The organism is Mesorhizobium newzealandense (assembly GCF_042682145.1).
GTDB classification, from domain to species: Bacteria; Pseudomonadota; Alphaproteobacteria; order Rhizobiales; family Rhizobiaceae; genus Mesorhizobium; species Mesorhizobium newzealandense.
In genome coordinates this window covers 148,180-172,402 of record NZ_JBHUGZ010000019.1, presented here as the reverse complement: position 1 = coordinate 172,402, position 24,223 = coordinate 148,180, and the positions used below count along the sequence as shown (strand labels likewise).

Here is a 24,223-nt window from a genome sequence, read left to right as displayed (position 1 = left end):
TCATTCGCCTTCTCCCAAAAAGGACCCCACCCATGACATCCCCCCATGCCGAGCAACTCGGCAGGGCGCGGACGGCTGCCGAATACGCGGCCGTCATCGCCTTGCTCGACACCGACCTCAACGACGCGATTGCCCGCAGAGCCGAGCTTGCTGAAGCGGAGGACCGTGCGGTCTTCGGCGACGGCGACCTGGCCGCCGCGCGCGCAGCACTCGACGACTGCAACGACCGGGTCGCGCTGCTGGAAAGGACCATCGACGCCGCCGGCAAGCGCCGCGCCGAGGCCGCCGCCAGCGAAGCCCGGGCCGACATCGCCGCCCTTGGCGACGAGATCAAGGCGAGGGCGGCAGTGCTCGGCGAGCGCTGGAGCACAGTGCACCGGCTGGTCGAGCTGCTGCGCCAGCAACTGTTCGAGGCCGATGCGCTGGCCCGCGCCATCGCCACCGCCAACGGCCTGTTCGACGCCGCCGGCGTCGCCGACCTGAAGGTCAACCTGACCACCACGCGGCGCACCGCCATGGCCGGCGCGAGGGCCGCCGCACCCGCCCGGCTCAGCCGCCCGGCGCTGCATGCCGACAGGCTTTTGCTGTCCTTCCTCAGCCCCGGCGGCGCGCTCGACCCGCGCACGGCGCTCGGCGCGTCGGTCAAGCGCTCCGAAGTCAGGCGCCCCGAGGGCGTCAAAAGCAAATTCCTTCCCGCCAGCACCCCGGCAAGCAACCCCTTGGGCGAACGAGGCTGAACCATGTGCACACTCGCTCTTCTCGGTACGGCTCTTTCGGTCGGCGGCGCGCTGGCCGAGGGCCAGCAGTCGAAGCAGATGGCCGACGCCCAGGCCAGGGCCTATGAGCAGCAGGCGCGGGCCGACGCGCAAAGTGCCGCCTTCGAGCAGGGCCAGGAGCGCCACAAGCAGGACCTACTGCAGGCGCAGGCGCGCGCCCAGGCCGGCGCGTCGGGTGTCGGCATGGCAGGCTCGCCGGCCGAGGTGCTGGCGGCAAACGCCCGGCAGGGCCAGCTCGACCTCAAGGCGATCCAGTACAGCTCGCAGCTGCGCCAGAACAATCTTGGCACGCAGGCCGCCATCTCGCGCTTTTCCGGCCGGCAGGCGGCGACGGCGAGCCTCTTCAAGGCCGGCAGCAGCCTCGGGTCGGGCCTCGCCGGCCTCTACGACCCGAGCAAGGCGGTGACCTTCGGCAAAGGCGCTTTCCCGCCGGCGCCGCGTGGCCTTTCCACTGGAGGTCTCTACTGATGGCGACCATTCCTCTCCAGCTTGCCCAGCGCCGGCTCGATACCGGCACTGTCGTCTCCTATCCCGAGGGATCGCCGGTCGGCCGGGCGATGCAGGGTTTTGGCGACGAGCTTTCGGCCGTCGCCGAGCGCTACCGGCAGATGAAAGAGCGGCAGGAAGCGTTCGACGCCGACATCGCGCGCCGCCGGTTCAACGGCCGGATCGCGCAGGCGGAAGACGAGGTGGTGGCGAATGCGCCGGCCGACGGTGCCGGCCTGCACGACGCCATGTATGGCCAGGTCGATCCGCGCACCGGCCGGGTGGTCAAATCAGGCCTGTTCGACACGCTGTTCGACGATGCCCTGCCGAACATGCCCGAGAGCCTGCGCGCCGCTTTCGCCAGCCAGAAGGAGGCGATGCGTGCGGCCGGTTCCTTGCGGATGGCCGCGAGGCAGCAGGCGCGCCGCGATAACTATGAGCAGGCCGAGTGGACCAAGGTCGATAATATGGCGACCAGTTCCATCGCCCTGAGCGACCCGAACGACACCGGGACTTTCGAAGCGATCCGGCAGAACGGCTTCGACCTGATCGCCAAGCTCGGCAACCCGCTCGCCCGGCAAGCGGCGGAAGTGGCCTGGCGCAGCAACACGGCCAAAGCCCTGGTCCAGGCGATGATCGCCCAGGATCCGAAGCAGGCGGCCGAGATGCTGGGCGCGGCGCAGGCTGGAAGCCGGACCAAGGATGACAGCGCCGAGGCTGTTGGCGCAACCAGCGCGACACCGCCGGATGGCAGGACAGCCGCCGCACCCCTCGACGCCATCACCTATTTGGCGCCCGGCGATGTTGCCGCGCTACGCGATCAAGCCAATACGGCGACCGCCGCACAACTGGTCGATGCCCGCGCCAAGGTGCAACTCGCGGAGCAGAATGCCCCGGCGGTTATCGCCAGCACGGGCCAGTATCCCGAGAAGAGGCCGAGCGAACAGGATTTCGTCAACATCTACGGCGCCGACGAGGGCGCCTGGCGTTTCCAGACCTTCAACATTACGGCTGGCGTCGCCGATGCATTCTTCAAAATGCGCCGTGCGCCGAACCAGGCAATACATGCCGAGCTTCGGGATTTTGAACCTGGCCCCGATGGCTCGCCGGAACGGCGCGAGCAATACGAGACCAAGGCCGGCGCCGCACAATTGGTGCTGGGCGCCAGGCGCGCCGATCCAGTCGGCTACGTCAGCCAGATGTTCCCGGGGCAGGCTCCGGATTGGACCAAGGTTTCGACACCTGAGGATTTCCAGGCTGCTGTCACCTGGGGCACTGCCGCCCAGCAGCAGATGGGTTTCGACAGGATTCTGGCGGTTCCGCAATCCCTCGCGGACGACCTTGGTCGGAAATACGTCGATGAGAGTGTGCCGACGCGTCAACGGATCATCGAGCTGAGTGAAATCCTCAACGCGGTGCGTGATCCGAAGGCGCGCTTCGCACTAGCCGGGCAGGTGTTTCGGTCCAGTTTGGCTCATCTGCGCGAGAATGCAGCCAACAATCCGAAGATGACGCTGGCAGAGCAGGAAGCCCAGGAAAAAGCTCTTGAGGCCGATCTGACAGTGATGGCGTATCATCCAGCACGTGTGCGGTTCAATGCCGGGCCAAGGTGGCAAAAGCCGTTTGCCGCGTTGAATGACGATGCCAGGCTGTTTGCCAACAGCGCGACGTTCAATCAGGCGGACAGGTTCTCCGCTAGCATGAACTCGCTTTTCTCCAGCAAGAGCTACGACGAGCTGCTGGCCGCCGAGCAGGCTGAAACCGAGGATGCTGCGGATCGTGCCGGTCCGGCGGCGATACCCGTGGAACTGCTTGGCGCCTTCGCCACCGGCCACAGCCTGCAGAGCGCAGGCATTACGTTCACCGGAAAACTCGCAGCGGAAGGTCTGGGAGGATTGCGCGGCCTTCTCACACGAAGCGCCACGGCGGCTGCCGATGGGGCGGTGTTTGGCGGGGTCGACGCCGCCCTCAATGGTCGGGACATCTTAGGAGAAATGGGCGCCGGAGCGCTTTGGGGCGCTGGCGGCAATGTCCTTGCCGAAGGTCTCAGCGCGATCGGCAGTCAAGTGGTGGCAAAGCTCACTGAACGCTCCGCCGATGCTCAGTCTGCCGCGAGCCTGGAAGCTTCCGCTCATCCGGTTGCCGAGGGGCTCCCAGACCCTCTTGCAGTGGAGAACGGAGGTAACAGCGCCGGCTTCAGCGAAGCCTCTGTTGGCGACGATTTACATCTATACTACATGCCTGAGTGGGACGCTGCACAACGTGCTGCGGCCGACCTCAAAGTTAAGATATTGACCGAAGCCGACACCGTGGTTAGCCGTGCTGTGCGTTTATTCAAGAAAGCTCGCAAAAGATATGTAGCCGCCGGCAACCATGTGCCCGCCGGCAGCCATGTCGATCACAGAATTGATTTGCAGCTAGGCGGGGAGGACATACTGGGGAACATGGGCCCATTGGACGCCAGTGTTAACACCAGTCTTGGTTCGCAGATAAAACACCGAATCAAGCATCTGCCTCATGGAACTAAAATCAACAGGGTGACGATTGGAGATCGCAGTGTTCGAGACATTTCGAAAAAACTTCCCGGTAGATAGCATGGTGCCGACGGATACCGGCAATTTTTCGCTGGATACGAAAGTGTCTGGATTGAACGAGTTGTTAACGAGCTTCGGCGGCGCCTCGTTCAAGCATGGCCTGTACCGGATCATCCGCGCACAGGACGTGGCACGCTGGAACGCCAGGGTCAGCCAGGGTTTTCCCGAGTTCACCGGGCGGATCACATGCTTTGCCTATGATTGGCAGGGGTCGGCCTTTGCAGTCGATACCGGGAGGTTGGAGCAAGGCGAGCCTGGTGTCGTGATGTTTGAACCTGACACGGGCGAGGCTCTGCAGATACCGTGCAATGTCCGAACCTTCCACGATATCGAACTCATCGAAGACGAGGATGCTGCATTGGCGTCCGATGGGTATGCAATGTGGCGGGAGGCCGGTGGCGCCGAGCCGGCCTATGCTCAATGCATAGGTAGTAAGAAACCGCTGTTTCTCGGCGGCGAGGACGCAATCCAAAATCTGGAACTGTCGGACCTGGAAGTCTATTGGCACATCATGGGCCAATTGATCGCCAAGGTGAGAGGCCTGCCACCGGGAACACCTGTTCGAATCTAGCGCTTGCGGGGACGGCAGTATGACGTCGACCAAGCGCGGGCGGCGAAGATATTTGCGCAAACATCGCGAGAGGGGCTGAAGCCGAAACGGCGACTATCGAGGTAACATCGCAGTGTTTGAGACATTCCGACAAACTTTTCCCATGGACGCTGGGCTAACGACTAAGGCTGGCAATTTTCCGGTGGATACGAAAGTGGCTGGATTGACTGAATTGCTGACAAGTTTTGGCGGCGCTTCGTTCAAGCATGGTCTGTACCGGATCATCCATGCATCAGAGGTGGCGGATTGGAATGCCCGTGTCTGCCTAGGTTTTCCAAAATTCGCGGGCCGGATCACCTCCTTTGGTTACGATTGGCAGGGAACGGCATTTGCCACTGACACCTGGCGGTTAGAGCTGGGTTCGAATCAATCTTAGCTAGAGGCAGGGCCTAGATCGGGCAGCAGTTGAGCTTTCGGAGAAGACATGAACGACATAATTCCGGACCTGACAAGCGTCACGCGTCTGCCTCCGGCCAATATCAGCACCGGTGAAGACGACCTTGATTCTGCGAGGATCGAGGCACGACAATATCTCGAATTCTACGATTGGGTGTTGTCCATCAAAGGCGAGTATCTCGGATATGGCGCCGAAGGTATAATTTACATCTTCCTCTTCGAGATAGAGCCTGGGAGGCCGGACGTGCCCGAATGGACTTGGGTCATCGTCGGCGACGTGCCGCCGACATATATCCCAGCCGATGACGCCAGGACCCCCTTCGCGGCTCTTGATGGTTACATCGGTGCCCTTGAAGACTGGGTTGAGGCCGCGCGCCAGGGAAAGTCGGTGGCGAAGTTAATTCCCGTCGATGTCCCGGCAAGTCCTGCCAACGCCGAAATGCTGGATAGCCGTCTCAAATTCCTTGATGAAAAGATCCTGCCACTGCTTCGAAAGTGATGTGCGGGAATTACGGTGACAGTGCACTATTTTCGTTTCATCGCCTGCCTCGCCTTCCCGGTTAACTTACACACAATGACAGCCGGACGAACACGGCAAGGGTGCACTGTCGCCGCAATTCCCACCGACACGAGCGCCTGATTACTGAAGAAGCGCCGGGCTGGTGCAAGCTTGCGAGCCGCCCCACGCCGTCGCCCCTTCCATACCCAAATTTTCCAAGCCTCGCTTTCGCGGGGCTTTTTTCATGGAGCAAGCCTTATGGCCCGACCTGCAACTGCCGCCGTTCGCCTGTTGACCGGCGAGCGAGAACCCGTGCGCCTGGCGACCACGGCCAACATCACGCTGTCAGGTCTGAAGACCATCGACGGCGTGCTGACGGAAGTCGGCGATCGCGTGCTGGTGAAGAACCAGGCCGATGCGACGCAAAACGGTATCTACACGGCCAGCGAGGGCCAATGGTACCGCGCCTCCGATGCGCGCACCTCTCGCACCATGCAGAAGGGACCACTGTACGTGTGCAACAGGGTGCCACTTCGGAAAGCTTCGTCTACGCCTTCGATGCCTTCGAGCCAGTCATTGGGACCAACGACATCACATTTTCCCTGGCATCGCTGGGGCATACCGGGACGGAGCGCTACTCGACGGAATTCGATTTCATTGACGATGGGGTGACGAACAACGACGACGCATGGGCGTTGGCCAAGGCGACGTTGGGCAGCGTCGAAACACTCGTCATGCTCAAGAAGGCGCTGGGCGTTTTCTACTTCGCCACGACTGGCGATTTCACCGGCCTCAAGATCGATGCGTCCAGCAATCCTACCTTCAAAGGTCCGAACGTCTACAATGACAGGACGCAAGCCCAGAAAGTTGGCGAGGATCCCGCTGTGACCGTAGTCGGGACAGGCGAACTGCTGTTCAACAGCACGGCCCTTCTCACCACCTTCCAACATCATGCCGAGCCGGTCGATAAGTTCGACTTTCTCACCGACGGCGACGTTGCCTATGATGAACCGACCGTGGTGGACATGAACACCGCCACGATGTTGAAATTCGCCTGGCCGAACGGCAACACCACCTCGGCCACCTCGACCGGCATTTCCAAGGCCACCAACCTCATCAACTTCAATTGGGCCACCGCCGACCTTACCACGCTGATCTTCGCAGGCATCGTTCCCGAGCCTGGCTGTCAGTATTCGTGGGTGTGCGGCTGCAATGCCACGGACACCGGCTACGTTGTCATTGCCTACGACGGTGGCTATCACGCGATCTATGCGGCTGTCGCTGGCAACATGACGCACAAGAAGCTGACGGCTGCCAGCACCTTCACGGAAGTATCCGTCTTCCACTTTGGGGACGGACCGGCCGCAAATGCCGACCCAGGCTATACGTTCACAAAAGCGAGCATTACGGTCGATATGCTTACGCCGACCAAATATCAGATCGGCCTTAACGGCGTGGTGATCGCGGACGGCGAGCTTGCAAAGCCGGTGACGTACGTCGGGCCGGGTGTATACAGGCCAGCAGCGGCAGCGGAGGTGAGCAACTTCCAGAACATCACCAAGACCAAGAACCCAGCTCGTCTGGCGCCGCGCCCGATCCGCGCCTTGTTCGTCGGCGACAGCAAGATGGACGACATCATGATCGGCTGGCCGCGTGACATCGCGCGCGTCATGCAGGGTTCCATGGGCACTCAATGGGAGAGCAGCAAAAACATTGCGCTGGCCGGGGCGGTGCTATCTGATCAGCTCACCCTTATCCTTGCTGAAACCATGACTGGCTACACGGATGTGTTCATCGGGCTGGGCACCAATGATACGCAGGCAGGCACGTCCACGGCCACATTCGCCACCAACCTTGCGCTCATGCTCGACCAGGCCCTTAGCTCCGGAGCAAAGGTAACGGTGCTGCTCACCCCAGCGTTCTACACCAGAACGGAGTCGGCGCTCTACGGCGGCCTTGGTCAGAACTCCGGTAGCGGCTCATCCGTGCCGATCTATCGAGAGGTTATCCGCCGCGTCGTTGCCACATATCGGGACACGGGGAAACCGGTGGCGCTTGTGGATGCAGGCAAGATACTTGGCCCGACCATTGCGCGGTATTTGAACTGGAACGCTGATCAGAACCGCGTTGACACCAACGTTCTGGATAATATCCACGAAACCCGCAGCGCCCGCACCAAGATCGCACACGCGTGCGCAAGGGCGGCTTATGGCCTTTCGACACCAAAGCGCACAAGCGGCGTCAAAACCCTGCTGGCGCTAACCTCGGTTGGCGGCACGGTGGCGGCTGCGGCGACCGCCTATCTCGGCTCTTACGCGGGGGCTTCTGCGCTTGTGTCGGCGATTACGGTTCCGTATGCCGGTGTCGCGCGGAACCTTCGCACACTTGCAAGCGCGGTGCCGGTGCCTCGCAGACGTATACCTACACGCTGTTCATCAACGGAGTGGCCACGATCCTCACAAGCACGACCACGGCGGCAGTCCTCCTGTCCTCCGATGTGGTTAATTCGGTGGCAGTGGCGAAGGGCGACAGCCTGTCGGTGCGGGTTGTGAACTCCGCGACTGGCGCGGCGGCAACTCACCAGTGCACCGTGGAGATCGACGCTTCTTAGGGCATTGCTGCCTCATGCATTCGCTGCTATCCAGCCGCGATGCTCTACCAAAACATCCAAGGCCTCCGCGCCGTCGCGGCTTTGATGGTGCTTTGCGCCCATTTTTATTACTCGCCGTGGGTGCAGCCAGCCATCAATGCGGTGGGGCCTGGCGGTGTCGATCTGTTCTTTGTGATCTCTGGTTTCGTGGTGTTCTTGTCCGCTGACAGGATCGGCAAGAAAGCCAAGGTCATCGGGCGATGGCGCGCGTTCCGTGAGTTTGCGGTGAAGCGGGTGTTCCGGATCTATCCGGTCTACTGGGTGGCGTTTGCCGTGGCCTCGATCGTGCTTTTGACAACCACGGTTTCGCTTGCTCCGGCGGATTTGGCGCAGAGGCCAGCGTGGAAACTGTTCCTGCTCATCGCCCAGCCGAACAATCGAATCCTGGCAGCGTGGACACTGCAGTACGAGATGCTTTTCTACAGCGTTTGCGCGCTGGCGATCTTGCTTTCCCCGCGCTGCGTCCTGATCGTGCTGGGTACGTGGTTCGCGATTGTTTTCGCTATATGGGCTGCCGGAGTTAACTGGCATTCGTACTACGTTGTCCCGGCGATCTACTTCTTTATCCCGGTCGTTTTGGAGTTCTTTTTCGGGATCGTGGTTGCGTTGATGGCTGAGCGGAAGATCTCTGGGTATGCACTTTCATCAGTGGTCTCCGGGGTGTGCTGGCTTCTCTTCGGTGCGTATGTTTTGAGCCAGAATGGTGGCTATGCTGCTCCATCCATGTGGCGCACCCTGTGCATTGGCCTGCCCAGCGCCTTCATCGCGTATGGGCTTGTTGCCTTGGAAATCCGGCAGAGGTGGACGTTTCCACCGGTGTTGGTCAGATTAGGGGACGCCTCTTATTCCCTGTATCTATGGCACCAGATGTTGTTCGCCGTGATGGCTGCTGTGTGGGTGAAGTTGGGGATCGCTGGCGGCCTGCCTTTGAGGCTCGTATCAATTCCGGTAGCGATTGCCTTGGGTGTGGCCAGCTACCGTCTGATCGAACGTCCGATCTACAAGTCGAAATGGGTGTCTAGGCTGGCGGGAGTTGAGCCAAAACAGCCGAGCGCAGCGCCAGCGTCGAGAGCGTTACCACACCCGGCCTAGTTCTTGATCGTCGCGTTCATCGTCAGTCGGCGTCCGATACTCCCATGCGCCGTTTGACCAGCGGCGTGCGAAGTAGCCGCTCCATAGATCTTTGCCAACGTGCCATGCTCCGTCTTTTTCGCTAAACCAGAGGGCTAAAGCTCGCAGGGCGGCAAGTATCTGTTTCATGGCGGCTTGATATCACATTCCGCTGTTTGAACTTGATCCGACCGCCTAATTCGCCTCGCAGCGCGTTGAAAATCCAATCGGCATCGTTGCGATCACCGCTCTTCATCACATGGCCGTCGCCTGAGACGTACGTTTGGATGTCACCGATTGTTGATGTGTTCGCCCGTGTTGGCGCCATGATCATGATATCCGGATGCGCGCAACGGCAACGGCCTTCCAGCCATTCCCTTGAACAGGAGTATATCGTGTTGCGACGCTTCCTGACCGCGCTGGCATTCATTTGCCATGCGTCCGTGGCCCTTGCGCAGTCCGTTGTCGGACCTGCCTCGCCAGTTATCGGCGGTATCGCGACCGTCGGCGGTGCCGGCGCAAATTCGGCTGCCGCCAACACTGTTTTTGCAGCTCCTGACGGCAGCCCAGGCGCGGCCACCATGCGGGCTTTGGTTGCCGCCGATTATCCGCTCGCCGCACTCAAGGCAAACAATCCTGCCGATCTTGCGAGCGCCGCAACGGTACGCACGATTCCTGGCTTCACCAACACCGCTGGCGACGATGTGATGAACGCCAACGGGCAGCATTTCGCTTCCGGTTGCGTTGCGATCGAAGCGTTCGGTGGCGTCGGCAACGGCTCGACCGACACTCTAGCGGCCTGGAATGCCGCAGTGTCGTCATTCCGCACCAAGGATATCTGCATCAAGTTTGGAGTCGGCACCTACGTCTTCAGCGACACCGCCTCCGCCACCCCGTCCGGTACGGCGCATATCCGAATTTTCGGCATGGGGAAAAGCGTCACGCATCTTTTGTGGAATGCGAACGTCGCCGGCATGATCCTGACCACCGGCAATGAAATGACGGTTGAAGTCGACGGGCTGGATTTCGAAACCGGCAGCTTCAACACGAATACGGCGCTCGCGGTCAACAGCTCGGATTGCAGCGGTTCAAAATATGCGTCGCATTTCAACGACCTGTCGTTTCGCGGACAGGGAAACTATCTGCCGTCCTCCTATTGGACGAATGATCTGCTTATCAACGGTCTGTCGGACGTCAGTGCAACCGACGTTGATTTCTTCGGCAACAGGGGCAACCACACTACCGGTTTGACGTATCAATCAAGCAATCCGAAGACCTGCGTTGCCATCGTGTTGAACGTAACCCATGCGAATTTCATCAACGACAAAATCGGCTTTCTTTACGGCAAGGGCGCGCAAGGCGTTACAATTTCGCAGGCGAACTTCACCAATGGTCTAACGGGCATCAATGTCCCTGTCGGCTCAATTGGCGCCGCACAACTTGCGGTGTCGGATAGCCAGTTCAACACCACCAACAACCAGATACTGATCAAGGGTGATTTGGTCGGCTGCCAAATCATGAACAATGTTTTTACGGTTCCTGCGTCTCCCTGGAATGGTATTTACATCAACAACGCTTCCGCAAACTGGTTCACCATTTTCGGCAATATTTTCGAAAACACCAAGACGACGGGCGGCGATGGAATTCAGGTGAATGCCAACGGTGCCAGCAACGTCGGAGCGATCGCCGGCAATGGATTCTACAACCTTGGTTTCGGTGTCGGTCTTCAGGCCGGCTCCCGTCATTGGACGGTTGCGTCCAACTCCTACAACCACGTGAAGACGAACGTATCCAATTCCGGCGTCAGCAATTTGGTTGGTGTCGCAACCCCGTAAAACTCCGTGGTGGGCGAGACGAGGGAAGGCGGGTGGTCGGACGATCCGGCCGATCCCGGTGGCACCACGCTCGCCAGCTTCCGCCGCTACGTGAGGGCCGGCGTCACCAAGGCTTCCTCCGGTGCTGGCCGGCCGGATCGAACACCGTCACCACCATTGGCAGCCGGTTGGAGGGGTGCATTCGCTGGTGGCTTGGGCGCCAGGCGCGATATCCGTCTGCGCAACGGCGTCTCGACGTAGCGGAATGAATAGTGGCTGACGACGGTAACGACCGCCAGTGTCAGCAAGAACCAGATGGCTGCCGGCAGAAGCGCGATCGGCGTCCACATTTTGAGCCCGAAATAGATCGGCCCGTGGAGCAGATAGACGGAATAGGACATGTCGCCGTACCGCCGCAGCACGCCTCGCCCCAACAGGCGCCACGCCAGCGGTGAGGCCGTTGCAACCAGCACCAGGGCGGGCAGATAAATCAGGTACAGCGGTCCTTGCGAAAGGCCGCTGTACAGGGATTTTGGCAGGCCAAGAACATCGATCATGCCCGGCCATGAGATGACGTAGAAAACGATCAGCACCACGAACGGAACATCATATGATTTCTCGGGCGCAAGGGTGATGCGTCCGGCGACGACGCCGGCGACGAACAGCGAAGCGTACGCCATGAAAAGAGGCGTGCCGATCGCGGCCATCTGGCAAATGGCGACGGCCAGGATCAACAGGAAATTGGCGGCAGTGCCGAGGCGCTGGCAAAGCAGCCAGATCAGCGGGAAAACCAGATAGAACTGCATCTCCGGGGGGATAGTCCAGAACACCGATTGACCGTTCCAGAAGAGGTAATGCTGCCACCACATCTTCCACTCGACCGCGTAGAAGGGGCGGATCTGACCGGTCAGCCAGAGCCAGGCATAGGCCGCAGTGATGCAGATGTAGAACAGCGGCACCACGCGGGCGACACGCTTGACCCAGAAGTCGAGCACGGCCGCGCCGGAAATCGGGGCGGTCGAGTAGTTCCGGCCCATCAGAAAGCCGGACAGCACGAAGAACAATTGCACGCCGACCAGACCGGCCCAGGCAAATGTGTGGGGATGCCACGGCGCATCGGCCGCGAAATGCTGAACGAACACTGACAGCGCGGCGATGCCGCGCAGCCCATCGAGCGCAAATATTCGCTCATTGTTGTTCTGCAAGTCAAATCCCCCGTCACAGGCCGACTACATAGCCAAGAATCCGAAACTCAACAACTTGCCCGCGAGGGTGGGAAGGAACTGCCATGGACCGCAACTTCGCGCGGGCGCTTGCGCTCGTCCTGAAATCCGAAGGTGGCTGGAGCGACAACCCTGCCGATCCCGGTGGCGCCACCATGAAGGGCGTGACGCTCGCCAACTTCCGCCGCTACGTCAAAGCCGGTGCCACCAAGGCGGACCTCAAGCAGATCAGCGACGCGCAGGTCGCCGCCGTCTACCGCCGTTTCTACTGGGACGCGGTGCTCGGCGCCGAGTTGCCCGATGGTGTCGACCATGCGGTGTTCGACTTCGCCGTGAACAGTGGGCCTGGCCGGGCGGCGAAAACCCTGCAGGCGGCCCTGGGCGTTGCCCAGGATGGCCGGATCGGGCCGGCGACCCTTGCCGCGGCCAGGGCAAAGCCGGCCGGCGTCACCATCGATGCGCTTTGCGATGCGCGGCTGGCGTTTCTCAAGCGGCTGCCGACATGGGCAACATTCGGGCGCGGCTGGTCCGATCGTGTCAAATCGGTGCGGGTTCAAGCCTTGCTGATGTCGGCGCAACCAGCGGCGCCGGCGGCCGCGCCGGCGCCTGTGCCGGCTCTGCAACCGTCCGGTGTCGAAACGACCGCTGGCGGGGTGCCTGCGGGCCGGCCCGTGCCGCCGGCCGGCAAGACTGCCGCCGCGGCCGGCATCCTCGTCCTCATCGCTGCAGCGCTCGCGGCCTTCCGGCATCACGTCAGCGATCTTTTCGGGAGCCCCTTCTGATGAAATGGGTCAACACCAACGCACTGCACAATCTCCTCAACACGCTGATCGCGATCATCTGCGGCGGCGCCCTGGCCGGCTTCGACTGGACGATGTTCGGCGTCACCGATCGCACCGCGCTGCAGATCAGCGGCGCCATCGCCCTTGCCAAGATCATTATCAACGCGGTGCGTGACGGTCCGCGCGGCATGGTCGCGCCGCCGCCGGCCGAGGAGAAATGAGATGGGATCGCTCGCCCTGCTTGGCCAGTTCTGGCCGTATCTGCTTGCAGCGGGTGCCACGCTCGCCGGTCTGTGGACGGCCTATGCCAAGGGCAAGGCCGGCCAGAAGGCCAGGCAGGATGCCGCCGACGCCGCCGCGCTCAGCGAAGCCCGGAAGATCGACGACGCTGTCACGGGCCGGGCGCCTGACGAAAACAGGGGGAGGCTGGCCAAATGGTCAAGACCATAGCGCTTTCGCTGATGCTGACTGGCTGCACCGCCGCCGGCGGGTCGTTCTGCGCGGTCGAGCATCCGATCAGGCCGACAAAGGCAGAGGTGGAAAGCCTTTCCGATGCGTCGGTGGCGGCGATCCTGGCGCACAACGAAAAGGGCCAGAGGCTTTGTGGATGGAGGCCGTGATGCACGATCTTTTCGACCTGCTCGGCATCAAGGTACCAGTCGTCGCGGCCGGCCTTGCCGGCGGTGTTCTGCGGGCGTTGTCGCGGCATCGCTACAAGCTGCGCGAAATGGTGGCCTCGCCGATCTGCGGCGCGCTAGCCGCAGCCTACCTGACGCTGCCGGTGGTGTCCTACGCCAGGATCACCGGCCTGCCGATGCCGGATCCGGCCGACGACACCACCACGCTTGCCGCTGCCTTCCTGATCGGCGTCTGCGCCATGTGGATTTCGGATATCCTGTTCGAGTTTGTCGTGCGCAGATTCAAGCCTGCGCCGGAGGAGTGAAACGCCAGCAGCAACCATTCCTCCGCCGCTCGTTGACCTTGCGTCGGGTTGATCCCCGGCGGCACCCAGAATTGCCGCTGCCTATGCTTGTTGTTTGTCGGTTTCGTGTGAAAACCCGCGTCTAAGGAACTGTCGGAAGCGTACAGTTCCACCGCTAAGTAAATTGTGAATATCATCCAAAAGTTGCATATTATTTTCGTGATATGTCATAGTTAATAGACGGAAATTTCTTTAAGTGCTTCAATAAAATTGTCATCAGCTATTGCGCGGGCGCTGGTGCTTGAGAGCGCATGACATTCTCCCGCCCCAGCGGGAGCTATGTGGTGACAGTCAGTCGACCTAATATGTTTTCCGGAATTCCCATCGAGAGACGTGACGGCACCATCTCGATTCTCAGTACACTTCCCCAGATGGCCGACGCTTTGGCAAACGACTGGCCTTCCGATGGCCCACTGTTTTTAGCAGCACTTGCTGCCCTGGTTGGGGAAAGGGTGGGATGTTGCAGCACAAGGGACGTCCACCGAGCCTTCATTGCCGCGGCGGTCGAAGCCGATTGTCTTCCCGACAGCTACATGAGGAAGTGAGCGCCAAATGCCTCTCACCCTGCGGACGACACTTTGCGAAACGAGAGATGCGTTGCATGTGCTGCGAAGGGCTCTATTTGTCCGCGGGCATATCGAAGCCATGGGAGAGATCGATTCCCTCATAGGCGTCGCGGAAGACAAGGCAGTCCACGCGATCGGCAACATTGACCGCGCCGAGTTTCGAAAACCCATTCTCGTAGCGGTGGCGAACCCGGCGATGCCCGAAGCTATCGTTTTCCCGGTCGCGCTGCCGACAAAGCTTGGCGAGCTTCGCGAACAAGGCATGGGCCTTAGCGCCTATTGCGGCAATGCACGCTGCGGTCATTTGCGTTCGCTGGATCTCGATAGCCTGATCGAAATCTACGGCACCCACTACGATTTCATCAGCGAAAGGCGGCTGGCGTCGAAGCTGGTGTGCAAACGGTGCCAAAATGTCGGGGGGAGGCTGGTCGTGGTCTCCGACAAGAGGCCCCGGTACTGACTGCCGGGCAGCCGGCAGTTCGTGGTGTGTCCGCGGGCAACTGGTACGATGGTGCGCTTGCCCGGCGATATCCGCCGCAACCAACCCCTCTTGGACCCTGTGATGGGTTGACACTGCAGAGCCAGCCCGCTGCCGCAAGGTGGCGGGCTTTTTTGCGTTTCCGGCCCGATCAAGCCAGGATGTTGACGGCGCGTGCCGCGACCAGCGCGATTGTCAGCAGCGAGATCATGGCTTCCGCCATCATCAGCAGCTTGGCGCGTTGACTGAGTGGCAGCGTGTCGGTCGGAGAGAAGGCCGTCGCATTGGTGAAGGCGAGGAAGAAGTAGTCGACGAAGCCGGGCAGCCAGTTGCGAAGCTCACGGTCGTTCAGCGTCATCTGCGCGAACAGGAAATCGGCCTGAGCAAGCTTGACGAGGCCGCAGGTCGGCGGCCCGCCCCTGTCGGTGCTCCAGAACCACAGGGCAAAGACGATGACGTTGGTCACCCAGATGTTGAGCGCGTCGATCAGCAGCGTCGTACCGCTATTGCCGGCGTGGCCCTCCAGCAAGGCTCGCACCAGCAGGACCAGCGAGCCGCAATTCATGACACTGATGATGGCGGTCATGGTCAGGGCGGTTCTGCGGATCATGACGCGAAACTGGCCGATCGCATGCCACTCGTGATCCTCGACCGCCTTTCGGGTGGCGGCCTGGGTCCAGGCCGTGGCCACCGACAAGGGCAGCAGCAGGGCGGCTTCCAGCCCCGGCGCCAGCCAGCGCGGCCCGAATGAGAGGTTGTTGATGACCAGAAGCTGCAGGCAGATGATGACGAGGACGGCCGCACGCGCCATCCAGAAATCGAGCGCACGGTAGTGGATGACGGCATGATGGTGGCGCATTGGAACCCGGATTTTTCGCACAGGGCCAGACGTGCAGCGCTGTCCTGCCTGGAGAGAGGAGCGCGATGTTCCTGCTCGATCTTGGTGCTGCAATGGCACACAGCTATACTTTTTCGTAAGCTTCGATGTTTGGGGCTGTTCGTTAAACCGGACTATGTGATTTAAGCGCCGCATGGTGGGGATAGATCGATCCATGGACAAATGGGGGCCGGCGGGATTGCCTGCCGCCGGTGTCGATTCCGCATCGGTTTTGTCCAGTCTGATCGGTCGCCCCTGGTATTTGCTGGCGATTTTGTGCCTGATGCAGACAATCTGCTGGACGGCGATGCCCGCACTTATCAACGTCTCGCCGCCCAACGATGTCGTCGAAGGCTTCATGTGGGGACGCGAATGGGTGCTGTTGACCTACAAGCACCCACAACTTCCCGCATGGCTGCTCGAGACCAGCCATCTTCTGACCGGATCGTTCCGCTGGCCGCAGTATCTCGTGGCCCAGCTGATGATCTCGGCGACTTTCGTCCTGGTCTATCTGCTGGCCCGTGACCTGCTTGGGCAGAGGCGCGCGCTGGCCGCCGTGCTCTTGATGCCGTCGCTCTATTTCTTCGGTTGGCCGACCCCGCAGTTCAATCATGACTACGCGCAGATGCCCTTCTGGGCAGCCATCTGCTGGCTGCTGTGGCGTGCGGGCCGTGGCGGCGGGCCGGGCTGGTGGCTGGCACTCGGACTGGTGTCGGGCGTCGGGCTCTACGCCAAGTTCTCGACCGGCCTGCTGTTGCTGTTCGGCGCGATCTGGCTGTTGTCCGACGCGCGGGCACGCAGCCGGCTCGCCACGCCTTGGCCATGGCTTGGGCTCGCGGTTTTCGTCGCTGTCGCAGCGCCGCTGGCCGTCGAGCTCTACCGCATCGATTTCCTGCCGCTGACGTATGCCGCCTGGCGCGATCAGTGGGTGCTGGCCCATCGCTCCCGCTTTTATTACATCGGCGTCCAGATGGCCGGGCTCTGCGGCTTTGTCCTGGTGCTGGCGATATCAGGTCTGCTGCGGCGCTTGCCCCCGCCGCAAGAGCCCGTCGGGCGCGGTACGCTGGTCTATCTCCTGTGGATGGGGCTTGGCCCGGCGGTGCTCGTCATGGTGGCGTCCCTGTTCTCCGGCGTAGGCGAGGCCTGGGGCGCGCCGATGTACAATCTTGCCGGCGTTGTGGCGCTGGCTCTGCTGGGCCACCGTCTCGGCGACGTCGAGATGCGAAAGCTGGCGATCTGCGCACTCATCTTCATTGTCGGCATCTCCGGTGCCTATGCGGGCATCCGTTGGACGAAATGCAATCTGCGCGGGCGCATGGACGCCGTCTGCTGGCCGGCGCAGAAGATCTCGGACGAGGCCGAGGCCGTCTGGCACGCGGCGACGCCCGATCGGCTCGACATCGTTGGCGGCCATGGCCTTCTTGCGCCGCTGGCGGGCCTCAATGCCTATGACAAGCCGTCGATCTTCACCGACCTGAACATGCAGTACTCCCCCTGGATCACCAAGGAGCGGCTGCGCGACCACGGCATACTCCTGATCTGGCCTGGGCGCGACGTGCCAGCTCAGCTGCTGGCATGGGTGGGCAACATCCCGGTCAAGACCGTTCTTTTCGACTGGTCGCTCAAGGCGCCACCGGTGGCGATCAGTTTTGCCGCCGTTTTGCCCGGCGCGCCGCAGTTGCCGAGTGCGATCGACAGCCTCGCCCAAACGAGCAACTGAAGCAGGTCGGCCGGTCCGCTGGACGAAGCAAGAGACAATGCCCATTTATGGGGAGATCCAAACTTGCTTTTGCGCAATTCCAGACGGAAAAACCGCTACACTTTTCCTGGAATTGCTTTTGAGGAGACGTGATATGGCGACTTCGACCGAACGCGCAGTGCTTGCCGGCGGCTGTTTCTGGGGCATGCAGGATTTGATACGGCGCTATCCCGGTGTCATCTCCACCCGTGTCGGCTACAGTGGCGGCGACGTGCCCAACGCCACCTACCGCAACCATGACACCCACGCCGAGGCCATCGAGATCAATTTCGATCCGGCCATCATCAGCTATCGTACGCTGCTGGAGCGCTTTTTCCAGATCCATGATCCGACGACCCGCAACCGCCAGGGCAACGATGTCGGGATGAGCTATCGCTCGGCGATCTACTACACCAGCGACGAGCAGAAGCGCGTTGCCGAAGACACAATCGCCGATGTCGACGCCTCCGGTCTGTGGCCGGGCAAGGTCGTCACCGATGTCGCACCGGCCGGTCCCTTCTGGGAAGCCGAGCCTGAACATCAGGACTACCTGGAGAAATACCCCAACGGCTACACCTGCCACTTCGTCCGGCCGGGCTGGAAGCTGCCGGTTCGCGAGAAGGCGGTTTCGTAAGTTCACAGTTCCCGGTTCCGCCGGACATGCCGTTCGACGAGGTGGTCGAGCGGCATCGTGCGCTTTGCTCCGAATTTCAAGCGAGTTATAAGAAAAATGCGAAAACTTTATAACTGTCGGACTGGCGCCACCTTCATCTGCCACGGAGGTAATCCATCGGGGCAGGGAACGGGCTGCGGGAGTTTTCAAGCCTGCTGCGTCGGATAGAGCGTCAGGATGTTGACGTTGACCCTTGGCGGCTGCAAGACTGCGTAGAGCATGGCGGCGGCGATGTCCTCGCTCTCCAGCTGCTCCATGTCGCCCAACCTTTGCTCGACCGCCAGCCGCACATCGTCGCGCATGTTGGCGGTGAACTCGGTCCTGACCGCGCCGGGTTCGATCACGGTGACGCGTATGCCGTCCTTGCCGATTTCGCGGCGCAGCGATTCCGCCATGGCGCTGGCCGCATGCTTGGTGCCGGAATAGACCACCGATGGATGGATGTAGCGGCCGGTGCCCGACGAGACGATGACGATGTGGCCTGTTTTCTGCCGTTTCATCGCCGGCAGCGCCGCGTTGATCGTGTAGAGCAGACCCAGAATGTTGATATCGACCATTTCCCGGCATTCGCCGGTGGTGGTGTTCTGGAAAGGGGCGGCGACGCCGATACCGGCAACATTGAACAGCATGTCCAGCCGGCCATAGTCTTCCAGCACGCGCCGGACCATGGTGGTTGCCTGCGCTTCGTCGGTGATGTCGGCCTCGATGGCCAAGGCTTCGCCGCCGTTGTCGCGGATGCGTGTGGCCAGATCGTCGAGCCGCTGCCGGCGCCGCGCCGCGATGGCAACGACCGCGCCTTGTTCCGCGAGCGTCAGTGCGGATGCCGCGCCAATGCCGGAGGAGGCACCAGTCACCAGGGCGATTTTTCCGTTAAGTTTCAGCATGCTCGTTGCTCCTGCTCAGAGGGAAATTCAAAGGGGTTCGGTGCCGGGCCTATCGTGTTCGGCGTCCGAGACATGTCCCTCAAGCTAGGCGGCAGACGCTCTATGGAAAATGCGATAGAATACTATCACACTCATTGAGGAATCCGGCATAATGCGGGGCAGTGACTATGCGGAGCTGAAGGCCTTTGCCGCTGTCGTCGCGCATGGCAGCTTCGCCCATGCGGCTGAAGATCTCCGGATTTCGGCGTCGACGCTCAGCCAGACGATCCGTCAGCTCGAAGCGCGGCTTGGCCTGCGCCTGCTCAACCGCACGACCCGCAGCCTCTCGCTGACCGAAGCCGGCGCGCGCCTGCATGCGCGCTTCGCGCCGGCCATGGCCGAGATGGAGGCGGCGGTCGGCGATGCGACCGCCTTGCGCGACACGCCGGCCGGCATCTTGCGCGTCCATATGCCAAGCGTTGCCGCCGCCACCTATCTGGAGCCGGTGCTCGGCCGTTTTCACCAGGCATGGCCGGACATCGTGCTCGATGTGACGATCGACGATGCGGCCATCGATATTGTCGAGGCCGGCTATGACGTCAGCGCCAGGCTAGGGGAATTTCTCGAAGCCGACATGGTCGCCGTGGCGCTTGGCGGCATGCAGCGCCAGCTCGCCGTGGCCTCGCCGGATTACATCGCCCGTTGCGGATCGCCGTCGGAACCGACCGATCTGCTCCAGCACCGCTGCATCAATTGGCGCCGGCCGGGCAGTGCTGGCCTCTATCCCTGGGAATTCGCCAGGGACGGCCAATGGTTCTCGGTCGCGGTCAACGGCCCGCTTGTCGTCTCCAGCCGCGACATGGGGATTGCCGCCGCCGTGCAGGGTGTCGGCATCGCCTTCTGGGCGGAAGATCTCGTGCGCCCGCTGATCGATGCCGGCAAGCTGGTGTCGCTGCTGGATGAATGGTGCGCGACCTTTCCCGGCTGGTTCCTCTGCTATCAGAAGCAGCGTCATACGCCGCCGGCCGTGCGCGCCTTCGTCGATTTCCTGCGCCATGGTCGCCAGACGCTGCCAGATGGTTGAGCGTTTGTCGTTCCAGCGGCCCGGGTTTCGGTCGCGGCAGCGAAGGTTCCCGACAGAACTCCGCTCCGCCAGCATCGACGGTTTCCGCTCAGGCCCGGGCCTGGCGCAATGCTTTTGGCGCAGCGCGCCGAAAAAACGGCTTTCGCTTCAGCTCGAATGGTGCTTTAACCCGCGCATCCACAGGGGTGCTCCGTACGGTCGGGGCTGAGACGGGGGCGGCAAGCCCACAGACCCTAGAAGCTGATCTGGGTAATACCAGCGGAGCGAGGCGGGCGATGTTTTCAGGCGCACAGATTTCCCTATATCCCATGGCCGACGATTTCGTCGGCGTCATCCTTGGCGCGCTGGGCGCGCTCGATCCCTACCGCGATCGGCTCCGGATCGAGACCGACGACATCTCGACCTTGCTGGTCGGGCCGCCCGAAGTGCTGTTTCCGGCGATGCGGGACCTGTTCGTGGCGGCGGCACGCAGCGGCAAACATTGCGTGCTGTCGGCTGCCATCTCGCGCGGTTGCCCCGGCGAGCCGGATGATCCGATCTGCAGCTCCGATGCGCTTGGCGGACCTGCCGGGCCACTCGGCCCGCGCAAGGACGCGGCAATCGCGGCAGTGCGCGGCGCGGCCGCCACCGGCCAGCCGGCGGCAGCGCAGTTCTCGCTCTATGTGATGGGCACCGACGACCACATGGACGAGATCTACGGCTGCATCGATTTTCTCAAGCAGTCCGGCGTCTATGAGCGCTCGAAGCATTTCTGCACGAAATTGCGCGGCGATGCCGGCGCGATCTTTTCGGCGCTCGACGAGGCCTTTTGCCGCTTCGGGCCCGGCGCCGGCCACGTAACCCTCGACGTCACGGTCTCGGCCAACAGCCCGTCGGCCGTCTGAGCCAGCCGCGCTTTCGCGCGACCCCGTCAAAGGTTATGTCCGTGGCCTCACCATCAGTCGCTTCGCGTCCGATCGCGAGCCTTCTTGTCAAGGCAGCACCAGCCGTGATCTCGGTCGGGCTGCTGCTGCTGGCGTGGCAGCTTTACGCCACCTGTTCCGGCATCAAGCCGACGACGCTGCCGACGCCGTCGCGCGTCTTCGAGCAGGCGATGCTCAATCGCGAGGCGCTGGTCGACAATGCCATTCCCACCATCCGCGCCACGCTGATCGGCTTTGCCTTTTCGCTCGGCGCTGCTTTTGCGCTGTCGATGCTGGTCGATTTCTTCCGGCCGCTGCGGCGTGCGCTGTTTCCCGTCTTCATCGTCAGCCAGACCTTGCCGCTGGTGGCGATCGCACCGCTGGTGGTGCTGTGGTTCGGCTTCGGGCTGACGCCCAAGATCATGCTGGTGGCGCTGGTCACCTTCTTTCCGATGCTGGTGGCACTGGTCGAGGGCTACGAGGCGACGGAGACCGAGATCGGCCAGATGCTGCGCGCCATGGGGGCAGGGCGCTGGCGCGTCTTCGTGCTGGCGCGGCTGCCCTCGGCGCTGCCCTATTTCTTCGCTGGCCTGAGGATCTCCATCACATATGCCGTGGTCGGCGCCATCTTCGCCGAATATGCCGGTGCGGCGAAGGGGCTGGGCATCTACATGCTCAACGCCAAGAACAATTTCCGCCCCGATCTGGTGCTGGCCGCCGTCGGTGTCAGCGCCGCGCTGACACTTGTCCTGTTCGGGTTGACGGTGCTGCTGCAGCGCCTTGTCATGCCCTGGGAACGGGCTGCAGGCACGGGGCCGCGGCAATGAGCAGGCTCGAACTGCGGCATGTGCGCAAGGCGTTCGGCGGGCTCGACGTGCTCACCGACATTTCGCTAAGCGTCGGCGCCGGTGAATTCGTCTCCATCCTCGGTCCGTCGGGCGCCGGCAAGTCGACGCTGTTCCAGCTTCTGACCGGCGGGCAGCACGGCGAGGGCGAGATGTTCTTCGATGGCGCACCGCTCGACGACCACGGCAGGCATTTCGCCTTCATGCCGCAGCGTGACGCGCTGATGCCGTGGCGACGCATCCTCGACAACACGACACTCGGGCTCGAAGTGCAAGGCATCAGGCGCAAGGCGGCGCGGGCGCGCGTCGCGCCGCTGTTTGCCGAATTCGGGCTTGCCGGCTTCGAGCGGCATTTTCCGGCGCAGTTGTCGGGCGGCATGCGCCAGCGCGCGGCGCTTTTGCGCACCGTGGTGCAGGAGCGCGACATGCTGTTGCTCGACGAACCGTTCGGCGCGCTCGACGCATTGACCCGCACCGCCATGCAACGCTGGCTGGAACAGATGTGGCGGCACCACCGCTGGACGGCGCTCCTGATCACCCACGATGTGCGCGAAGCCGTGTTCCTGTCCGACCGCATCTATGTGTTGTCGGCGCGCCCGGCCCGCATCGTCCGCGAAATCAAGGTGCCGCTGCCGCGGCCGCGCGATCCGACCGGAGTGGCCGCGCTGCAGGCAAGCACGCTTGAAACCGAGATTCTCGACATCATCCTCAACCCCGGGCCCAACCCCCACCCATCCAAAGGATACGATCATGACTGACTTGACGCGCCGGCAAGCCTTGTTGCTGACCCTTGCCACGGGTGTTCCGCTCATTGCCGGAACGGGGCGGGCTCAAGCGCAATCGGCGGCACAAAAGGTCACCGTCGCACTCGACTGGACGGTCAACACCAACCACATCGGGCTGTTCGTCGCCCGCGACAAAGGCTTCTATTCCGAAGCCGGACTCGAGGTCGATATCCTGCCCTACAGCGATACTGGGGCCGGCACGCTTGTCGCCAACCGCGTCGCCGATTTCGGCATCAACGGCACCATCAGCCTCTTCACCCAGAAAACCGCCGGCGCTGACCTGAAGGGTGTCTATGCCGTGGTGCAATCCGAAACCGGCCGGCTGGTGTTCAATGCGGCGCGCAGCGAGATCAAAAGCCCGAGAGACCTTGACGGCCTGACCTATGGCGGCTTCGGCAGTGCCTGGGAAAACGCGCTGATCGGCACCATCATCCGCCACGATGGCGGCAAGGGCAAATTCGAGACGGTGACGCTCGGCACTTCGGCCTATGAGGCGCTGGCCAACGGTTCGGTCGATTTCACGCTGGAGGTCTCGACCTGGGAAGGTGTCGAAGCCGAGTTGAAAGGCGTCAAGCAGCGCAGCTTCATCTATGCCGACCATGGCGTGCCTGACGAGCACACGACGCTGATCTCTTCGAGCGAAGCCTATCTCCAGGCAAACCCCAAACCTGCGGCCGCCTTCGTCCAGGCGACGCGGCGCGGCTACCAGTTCGCCGTCGACCATCCCGATGCGGCAGCCGCACTTCTGATCGCCGCCAACAAGGACGCGCTGACCAATCCGGCACTGATCGAGGCCTCGCTGAAGGCACTGATCGACGGCCATTACCTGCGCAGCCAAAGCGGCGCCATCGGCACCATGGATCCGGCCCGGATGGACGCGATCGGCAACTACCTCTTCGCGTCCGGCATCTTGCGCGATGCCGACGGCAAGGTTCTAACGCAACGTCCGAATTTCGCGGGGTATTTCAGCAATGCATGTCTGGAGTAGGGGGCCAATCTGCCTTCGAAACTTCGGCGAAAATGGCTGGCCAGTCGAAGGGGCACGTGTGGCGTGACAGCTCCCCGTCAGACACGCAGATCAGCAGATCTCGGCTAATTCCGGGCGATCTCATAGAGCAGAGCGGTTTTGATGTGTCGCCCGGGCTCACCCTGCAGCGACAGAGCGGATATATATAGTTTCGCGACTGCCGGGCAGAGACCTTCGAATTCCGGGCTGACATTGGCAATACATTCATCTCGGCCGGAGTGCCGCCAGCGTTGATGAAAGCGTCGGCCAGCAGCGACCAGTCTTCATCGCTAGCGGAAGCAGCCGGCAGACTGCCATTCTTCGCTGCGCCGAAGGCGTGGAACAGGGTGGCGCCGATCTTGTCCATGTCACTCAGGAAATCCTGGTCGGGTGTGCTGAGCGCGCCCGGCCCCCCGCGAAGGTAGTTGTTGCAGATGGCAGCCGTTCCCCGCGCCATGACATGGTTGAGCATGGCCAATTGTGC

Annotated in this window: 27 protein-coding genes and 1 riboswitch; of the genes, 23 read left to right on the top strand and 4 right to left on the bottom strand. The window is 62.0% G+C overall.

What is annotated here, in order from left to right; genetic code table 11:
* Positions 1–32 precede the first annotated feature (32 nt).
* From ACFSOZ_RS29220 to ACFSOZ_RS29180, 9 genes are all read left to right on the top strand, one after another.
* Positions 33–737 carry a hypothetical protein gene (locus ACFSOZ_RS29220; RefSeq protein ID WP_379103772.1) on the top strand — a complete coding sequence of 235 codons (705 nt, stop codon included), beginning with the start codon at positions 33–35 and terminating at the stop codon, positions 735–737.
* Between the two features lie 3 nt (positions 738–740).
* The gene (locus ACFSOZ_RS29215) at positions 741–1,244 is read left to right on the top strand and encodes a hypothetical protein (RefSeq protein ID WP_379103770.1); all 504 of its coding nucleotides are present in this window, start codon (positions 741–743) and stop codon (positions 1,242–1,244) included.
* Positions 1,244–3,856: a hypothetical protein gene (locus ACFSOZ_RS29210; RefSeq protein WP_379103768.1), complete on the top strand. Its 2,613-nt coding sequence runs from the start codon at positions 1,244–1,246 to the stop codon at positions 3,854–3,856. The genes ACFSOZ_RS29215 and ACFSOZ_RS29210 overlap by 1 nt, the downstream gene beginning before the upstream one ends.
* Positions 3,819–4,427: a T6SS immunity protein Tdi1 domain-containing protein gene (locus ACFSOZ_RS29205; protein ID WP_379103766.1), complete on the top strand. Its 609-nt coding sequence runs from the start codon at positions 3,819–3,821 to the stop codon at positions 4,425–4,427. The genes ACFSOZ_RS29210 and ACFSOZ_RS29205 overlap by 38 nt, the downstream gene beginning before the upstream one ends.
* A gap of 193 nt (positions 4,428–4,620) precedes the next feature.
* Positions 4,621–4,842, top strand: coding sequence for a hypothetical protein (locus ACFSOZ_RS29200; RefSeq protein ID WP_379103764.1), 222 nt, complete (start codon positions 4,621–4,623; stop codon positions 4,840–4,842).
* Between the two features lie 48 nt (positions 4,843–4,890).
* Entirely contained in the window at positions 4,891–5,361 is a 471-nt protein-coding gene (locus ACFSOZ_RS29195; protein WP_379103763.1) for a hypothetical protein, read from the top strand.
* Positions 5,362–5,876: 515 nt separating this feature from the next.
* Positions 5,877–7,913: an SGNH/GDSL hydrolase family protein gene (locus ACFSOZ_RS29190; protein ID WP_379103761.1), complete on the top strand. Its 2,037-nt coding sequence runs from the start codon at positions 5,877–5,879 to the stop codon at positions 7,911–7,913.
* Between the two features lie 98 nt (positions 7,914–8,011).
* Entirely contained in the window at positions 8,012–9,103 is a 1,092-nt protein-coding gene (locus tag ACFSOZ_RS29185) for an acyltransferase family protein (RefSeq protein WP_379103759.1), read from the top strand.
* Positions 9,104–9,408: 305 nt separating this feature from the next.
* Positions 9,409–10,956 (top strand): hypothetical protein, encoded by a 1,548-nt coding sequence (locus tag ACFSOZ_RS29180; protein ID WP_379103756.1) that lies wholly within the window; start codon positions 9,409–9,411, stop codon positions 10,954–10,956.
* Between the two features lie 86 nt (positions 10,957–11,042).
* Here ACFSOZ_RS29180 and ACFSOZ_RS29175 read toward each other — a convergent pair whose 3' ends face one another.
* Positions 11,043–12,140, bottom strand: coding sequence for an acyltransferase family protein (locus ACFSOZ_RS29175; RefSeq protein WP_379103754.1), 1,098 nt, complete (start codon positions 12,138–12,140; stop codon positions 11,043–11,045).
* A gap of 83 nt (positions 12,141–12,223) precedes the next feature.
* On the opposite strand from ACFSOZ_RS29175, the gene ACFSOZ_RS29170 reads away from it, so the two are divergent.
* The 7 genes from ACFSOZ_RS29170 to ACFSOZ_RS29140 all read left to right on the top strand — a co-directional run bounded on the left by ACFSOZ_RS29170 (position 12,224) and on the right by ACFSOZ_RS29140 (position 14,948).
* Positions 12,224–12,940: a glycoside hydrolase family 108 protein gene (locus ACFSOZ_RS29170; RefSeq protein WP_379103752.1), complete on the top strand. Its 717-nt coding sequence runs from the start codon at positions 12,224–12,226 to the stop codon at positions 12,938–12,940.
* Positions 12,940–13,161: a hypothetical protein gene (locus tag ACFSOZ_RS29165; RefSeq protein WP_379103751.1), complete on the top strand. Its 222-nt coding sequence runs from the start codon at positions 12,940–12,942 to the stop codon at positions 13,159–13,161. The genes ACFSOZ_RS29170 and ACFSOZ_RS29165 overlap by 1 nt, the downstream gene beginning before the upstream one ends.
* A 1-nt stretch (position 13,162) precedes the next feature.
* On the top strand, positions 13,163–13,390 hold the full coding sequence (locus ACFSOZ_RS29160; protein ID WP_379103749.1) for a hypothetical protein: 228 nt from the start codon (positions 13,163–13,165) through the stop codon (positions 13,388–13,390).
* A complete protein-coding gene (locus ACFSOZ_RS29155; protein ID WP_379103747.1) occupies positions 13,375–13,560 on the top strand; it encodes a hypothetical protein in 186 nt (61 codons plus the stop codon). The genes ACFSOZ_RS29160 and ACFSOZ_RS29155 overlap by 16 nt, the downstream gene beginning before the upstream one ends.
* Complete coding sequence (locus ACFSOZ_RS29150; RefSeq protein WP_379103744.1) at positions 13,560–13,883, top strand: hypothetical protein; 324 nt, start codon at positions 13,560–13,562, stop codon at positions 13,881–13,883. The genes ACFSOZ_RS29155 and ACFSOZ_RS29150 overlap by 1 nt, the downstream gene beginning before the upstream one ends.
* Positions 13,884–14,173: 290 nt before the next feature.
* Positions 14,174–14,467 (top strand): DUF982 domain-containing protein, encoded by a 294-nt coding sequence (locus tag ACFSOZ_RS29145; RefSeq protein WP_379103741.1) that lies wholly within the window; start codon positions 14,174–14,176, stop codon positions 14,465–14,467.
* A 7-nt stretch (positions 14,468–14,474) separates the two neighbouring features.
* A complete protein-coding gene (locus tag ACFSOZ_RS29140; protein ID WP_379103739.1) occupies positions 14,475–14,948 on the top strand; it encodes a hypothetical protein in 474 nt (157 codons plus the stop codon).
* A gap of 169 nt (positions 14,949–15,117) precedes the next feature.
* Here ACFSOZ_RS29140 and ACFSOZ_RS29135 read toward each other — a convergent pair whose 3' ends face one another.
* Positions 15,118–15,825: a hypothetical protein gene (locus ACFSOZ_RS29135; protein WP_379103737.1), complete on the bottom strand. Its 708-nt coding sequence runs from the start codon at positions 15,823–15,825 to the stop codon at positions 15,118–15,120.
* A 193-nt stretch (positions 15,826–16,018) separates the two neighbouring features.
* Between ACFSOZ_RS29135 and ACFSOZ_RS29130 the strand changes: the two genes are divergently transcribed.
* The gene (locus tag ACFSOZ_RS29130; RefSeq protein WP_379103735.1) at positions 16,019–17,563 is read left to right on the top strand and encodes a glycosyltransferase family 39 protein; all 1,545 of its coding nucleotides are present in this window, start codon (positions 16,019–16,021) and stop codon (positions 17,561–17,563) included.
* 133 nt (positions 17,564–17,696) lie between these two features.
* Positions 17,697–18,215, top strand: coding sequence for a peptide-methionine (S)-S-oxide reductase MsrA (gene msrA / locus ACFSOZ_RS29125; RefSeq protein WP_379103733.1), 519 nt, complete (start codon positions 17,697–17,699; stop codon positions 18,213–18,215).
* A 185-nt stretch (positions 18,216–18,400) separates the two neighbouring features.
* Here the strand turns inward: msrA and ACFSOZ_RS29120 are convergent, their stop codons facing one another.
* Positions 18,401–19,138 carry an SDR family oxidoreductase gene (locus ACFSOZ_RS29120; RefSeq protein ID WP_379103731.1) on the bottom strand — a complete coding sequence of 246 codons (738 nt, stop codon included), beginning with the start codon at positions 19,136–19,138 and terminating at the stop codon, positions 18,401–18,403.
* Between the two features lie 151 nt (positions 19,139–19,289).
* Here ACFSOZ_RS29120 and ACFSOZ_RS29115 point away from each other — a divergent pair, with 151 nt between their 5' ends.
* The 5 genes from ACFSOZ_RS29115 to ACFSOZ_RS29095 all read left to right on the top strand — a co-directional run bounded on the left by ACFSOZ_RS29115 (position 19,290) and on the right by ACFSOZ_RS29095 (position 23,721).
* On the top strand, positions 19,290–20,201 hold the full coding sequence (locus tag ACFSOZ_RS29115) for a LysR family transcriptional regulator (protein WP_379103729.1): 912 nt from the start codon (positions 19,290–19,292) through the stop codon (positions 20,199–20,201).
* A gap of 171 nt (positions 20,202–20,372) precedes the next feature.
* Positions 20,373–20,486, top strand: a riboswitch (TPP riboswitch).
* Positions 20,477–21,085 (top strand): YkoF family thiamine/hydroxymethylpyrimidine-binding protein, encoded by a 609-nt coding sequence (locus ACFSOZ_RS29110; protein WP_379103728.1) that lies wholly within the window; start codon positions 20,477–20,479, stop codon positions 21,083–21,085. (Overlaps the previous riboswitch by 10 nt.)
* A gap of 35 nt (positions 21,086–21,120) precedes the next feature.
* Positions 21,121–21,930: an ABC transporter permease gene (locus ACFSOZ_RS29105; protein WP_379103726.1), complete on the top strand. Its 810-nt coding sequence runs from the start codon at positions 21,121–21,123 to the stop codon at positions 21,928–21,930.
* A complete protein-coding gene (locus tag ACFSOZ_RS29100) occupies positions 21,927–22,706 on the top strand; it encodes an ABC transporter ATP-binding protein (RefSeq protein ID WP_379103724.1) in 780 nt (259 codons plus the stop codon). Before ACFSOZ_RS29105 ends, ACFSOZ_RS29100 begins: the two co-directional genes overlap by 4 nt.
* Positions 22,699–23,721, top strand: a complete 1,023-nt coding sequence (locus ACFSOZ_RS29095; protein ID WP_379103722.1) for an ABC transporter substrate-binding protein — start codon at positions 22,699–22,701, stop codon at positions 23,719–23,721. Before ACFSOZ_RS29100 ends, ACFSOZ_RS29095 begins: the two co-directional genes overlap by 8 nt.
* Here ACFSOZ_RS29095 and ACFSOZ_RS29090 read toward each other — a convergent pair.
* The gene (locus ACFSOZ_RS29090) at positions 23,699–24,217 is read right to left on the bottom strand and encodes a hypothetical protein (RefSeq protein ID WP_379103721.1); all 519 of its coding nucleotides are present in this window, start codon (positions 24,215–24,217) and stop codon (positions 23,699–23,701) included. The two genes, ACFSOZ_RS29095 and ACFSOZ_RS29090, sit on opposite strands and share 23 nt — an antisense overlap.
* Between the last annotated feature and the right edge of the window lie 6 nt (positions 24,218–24,223).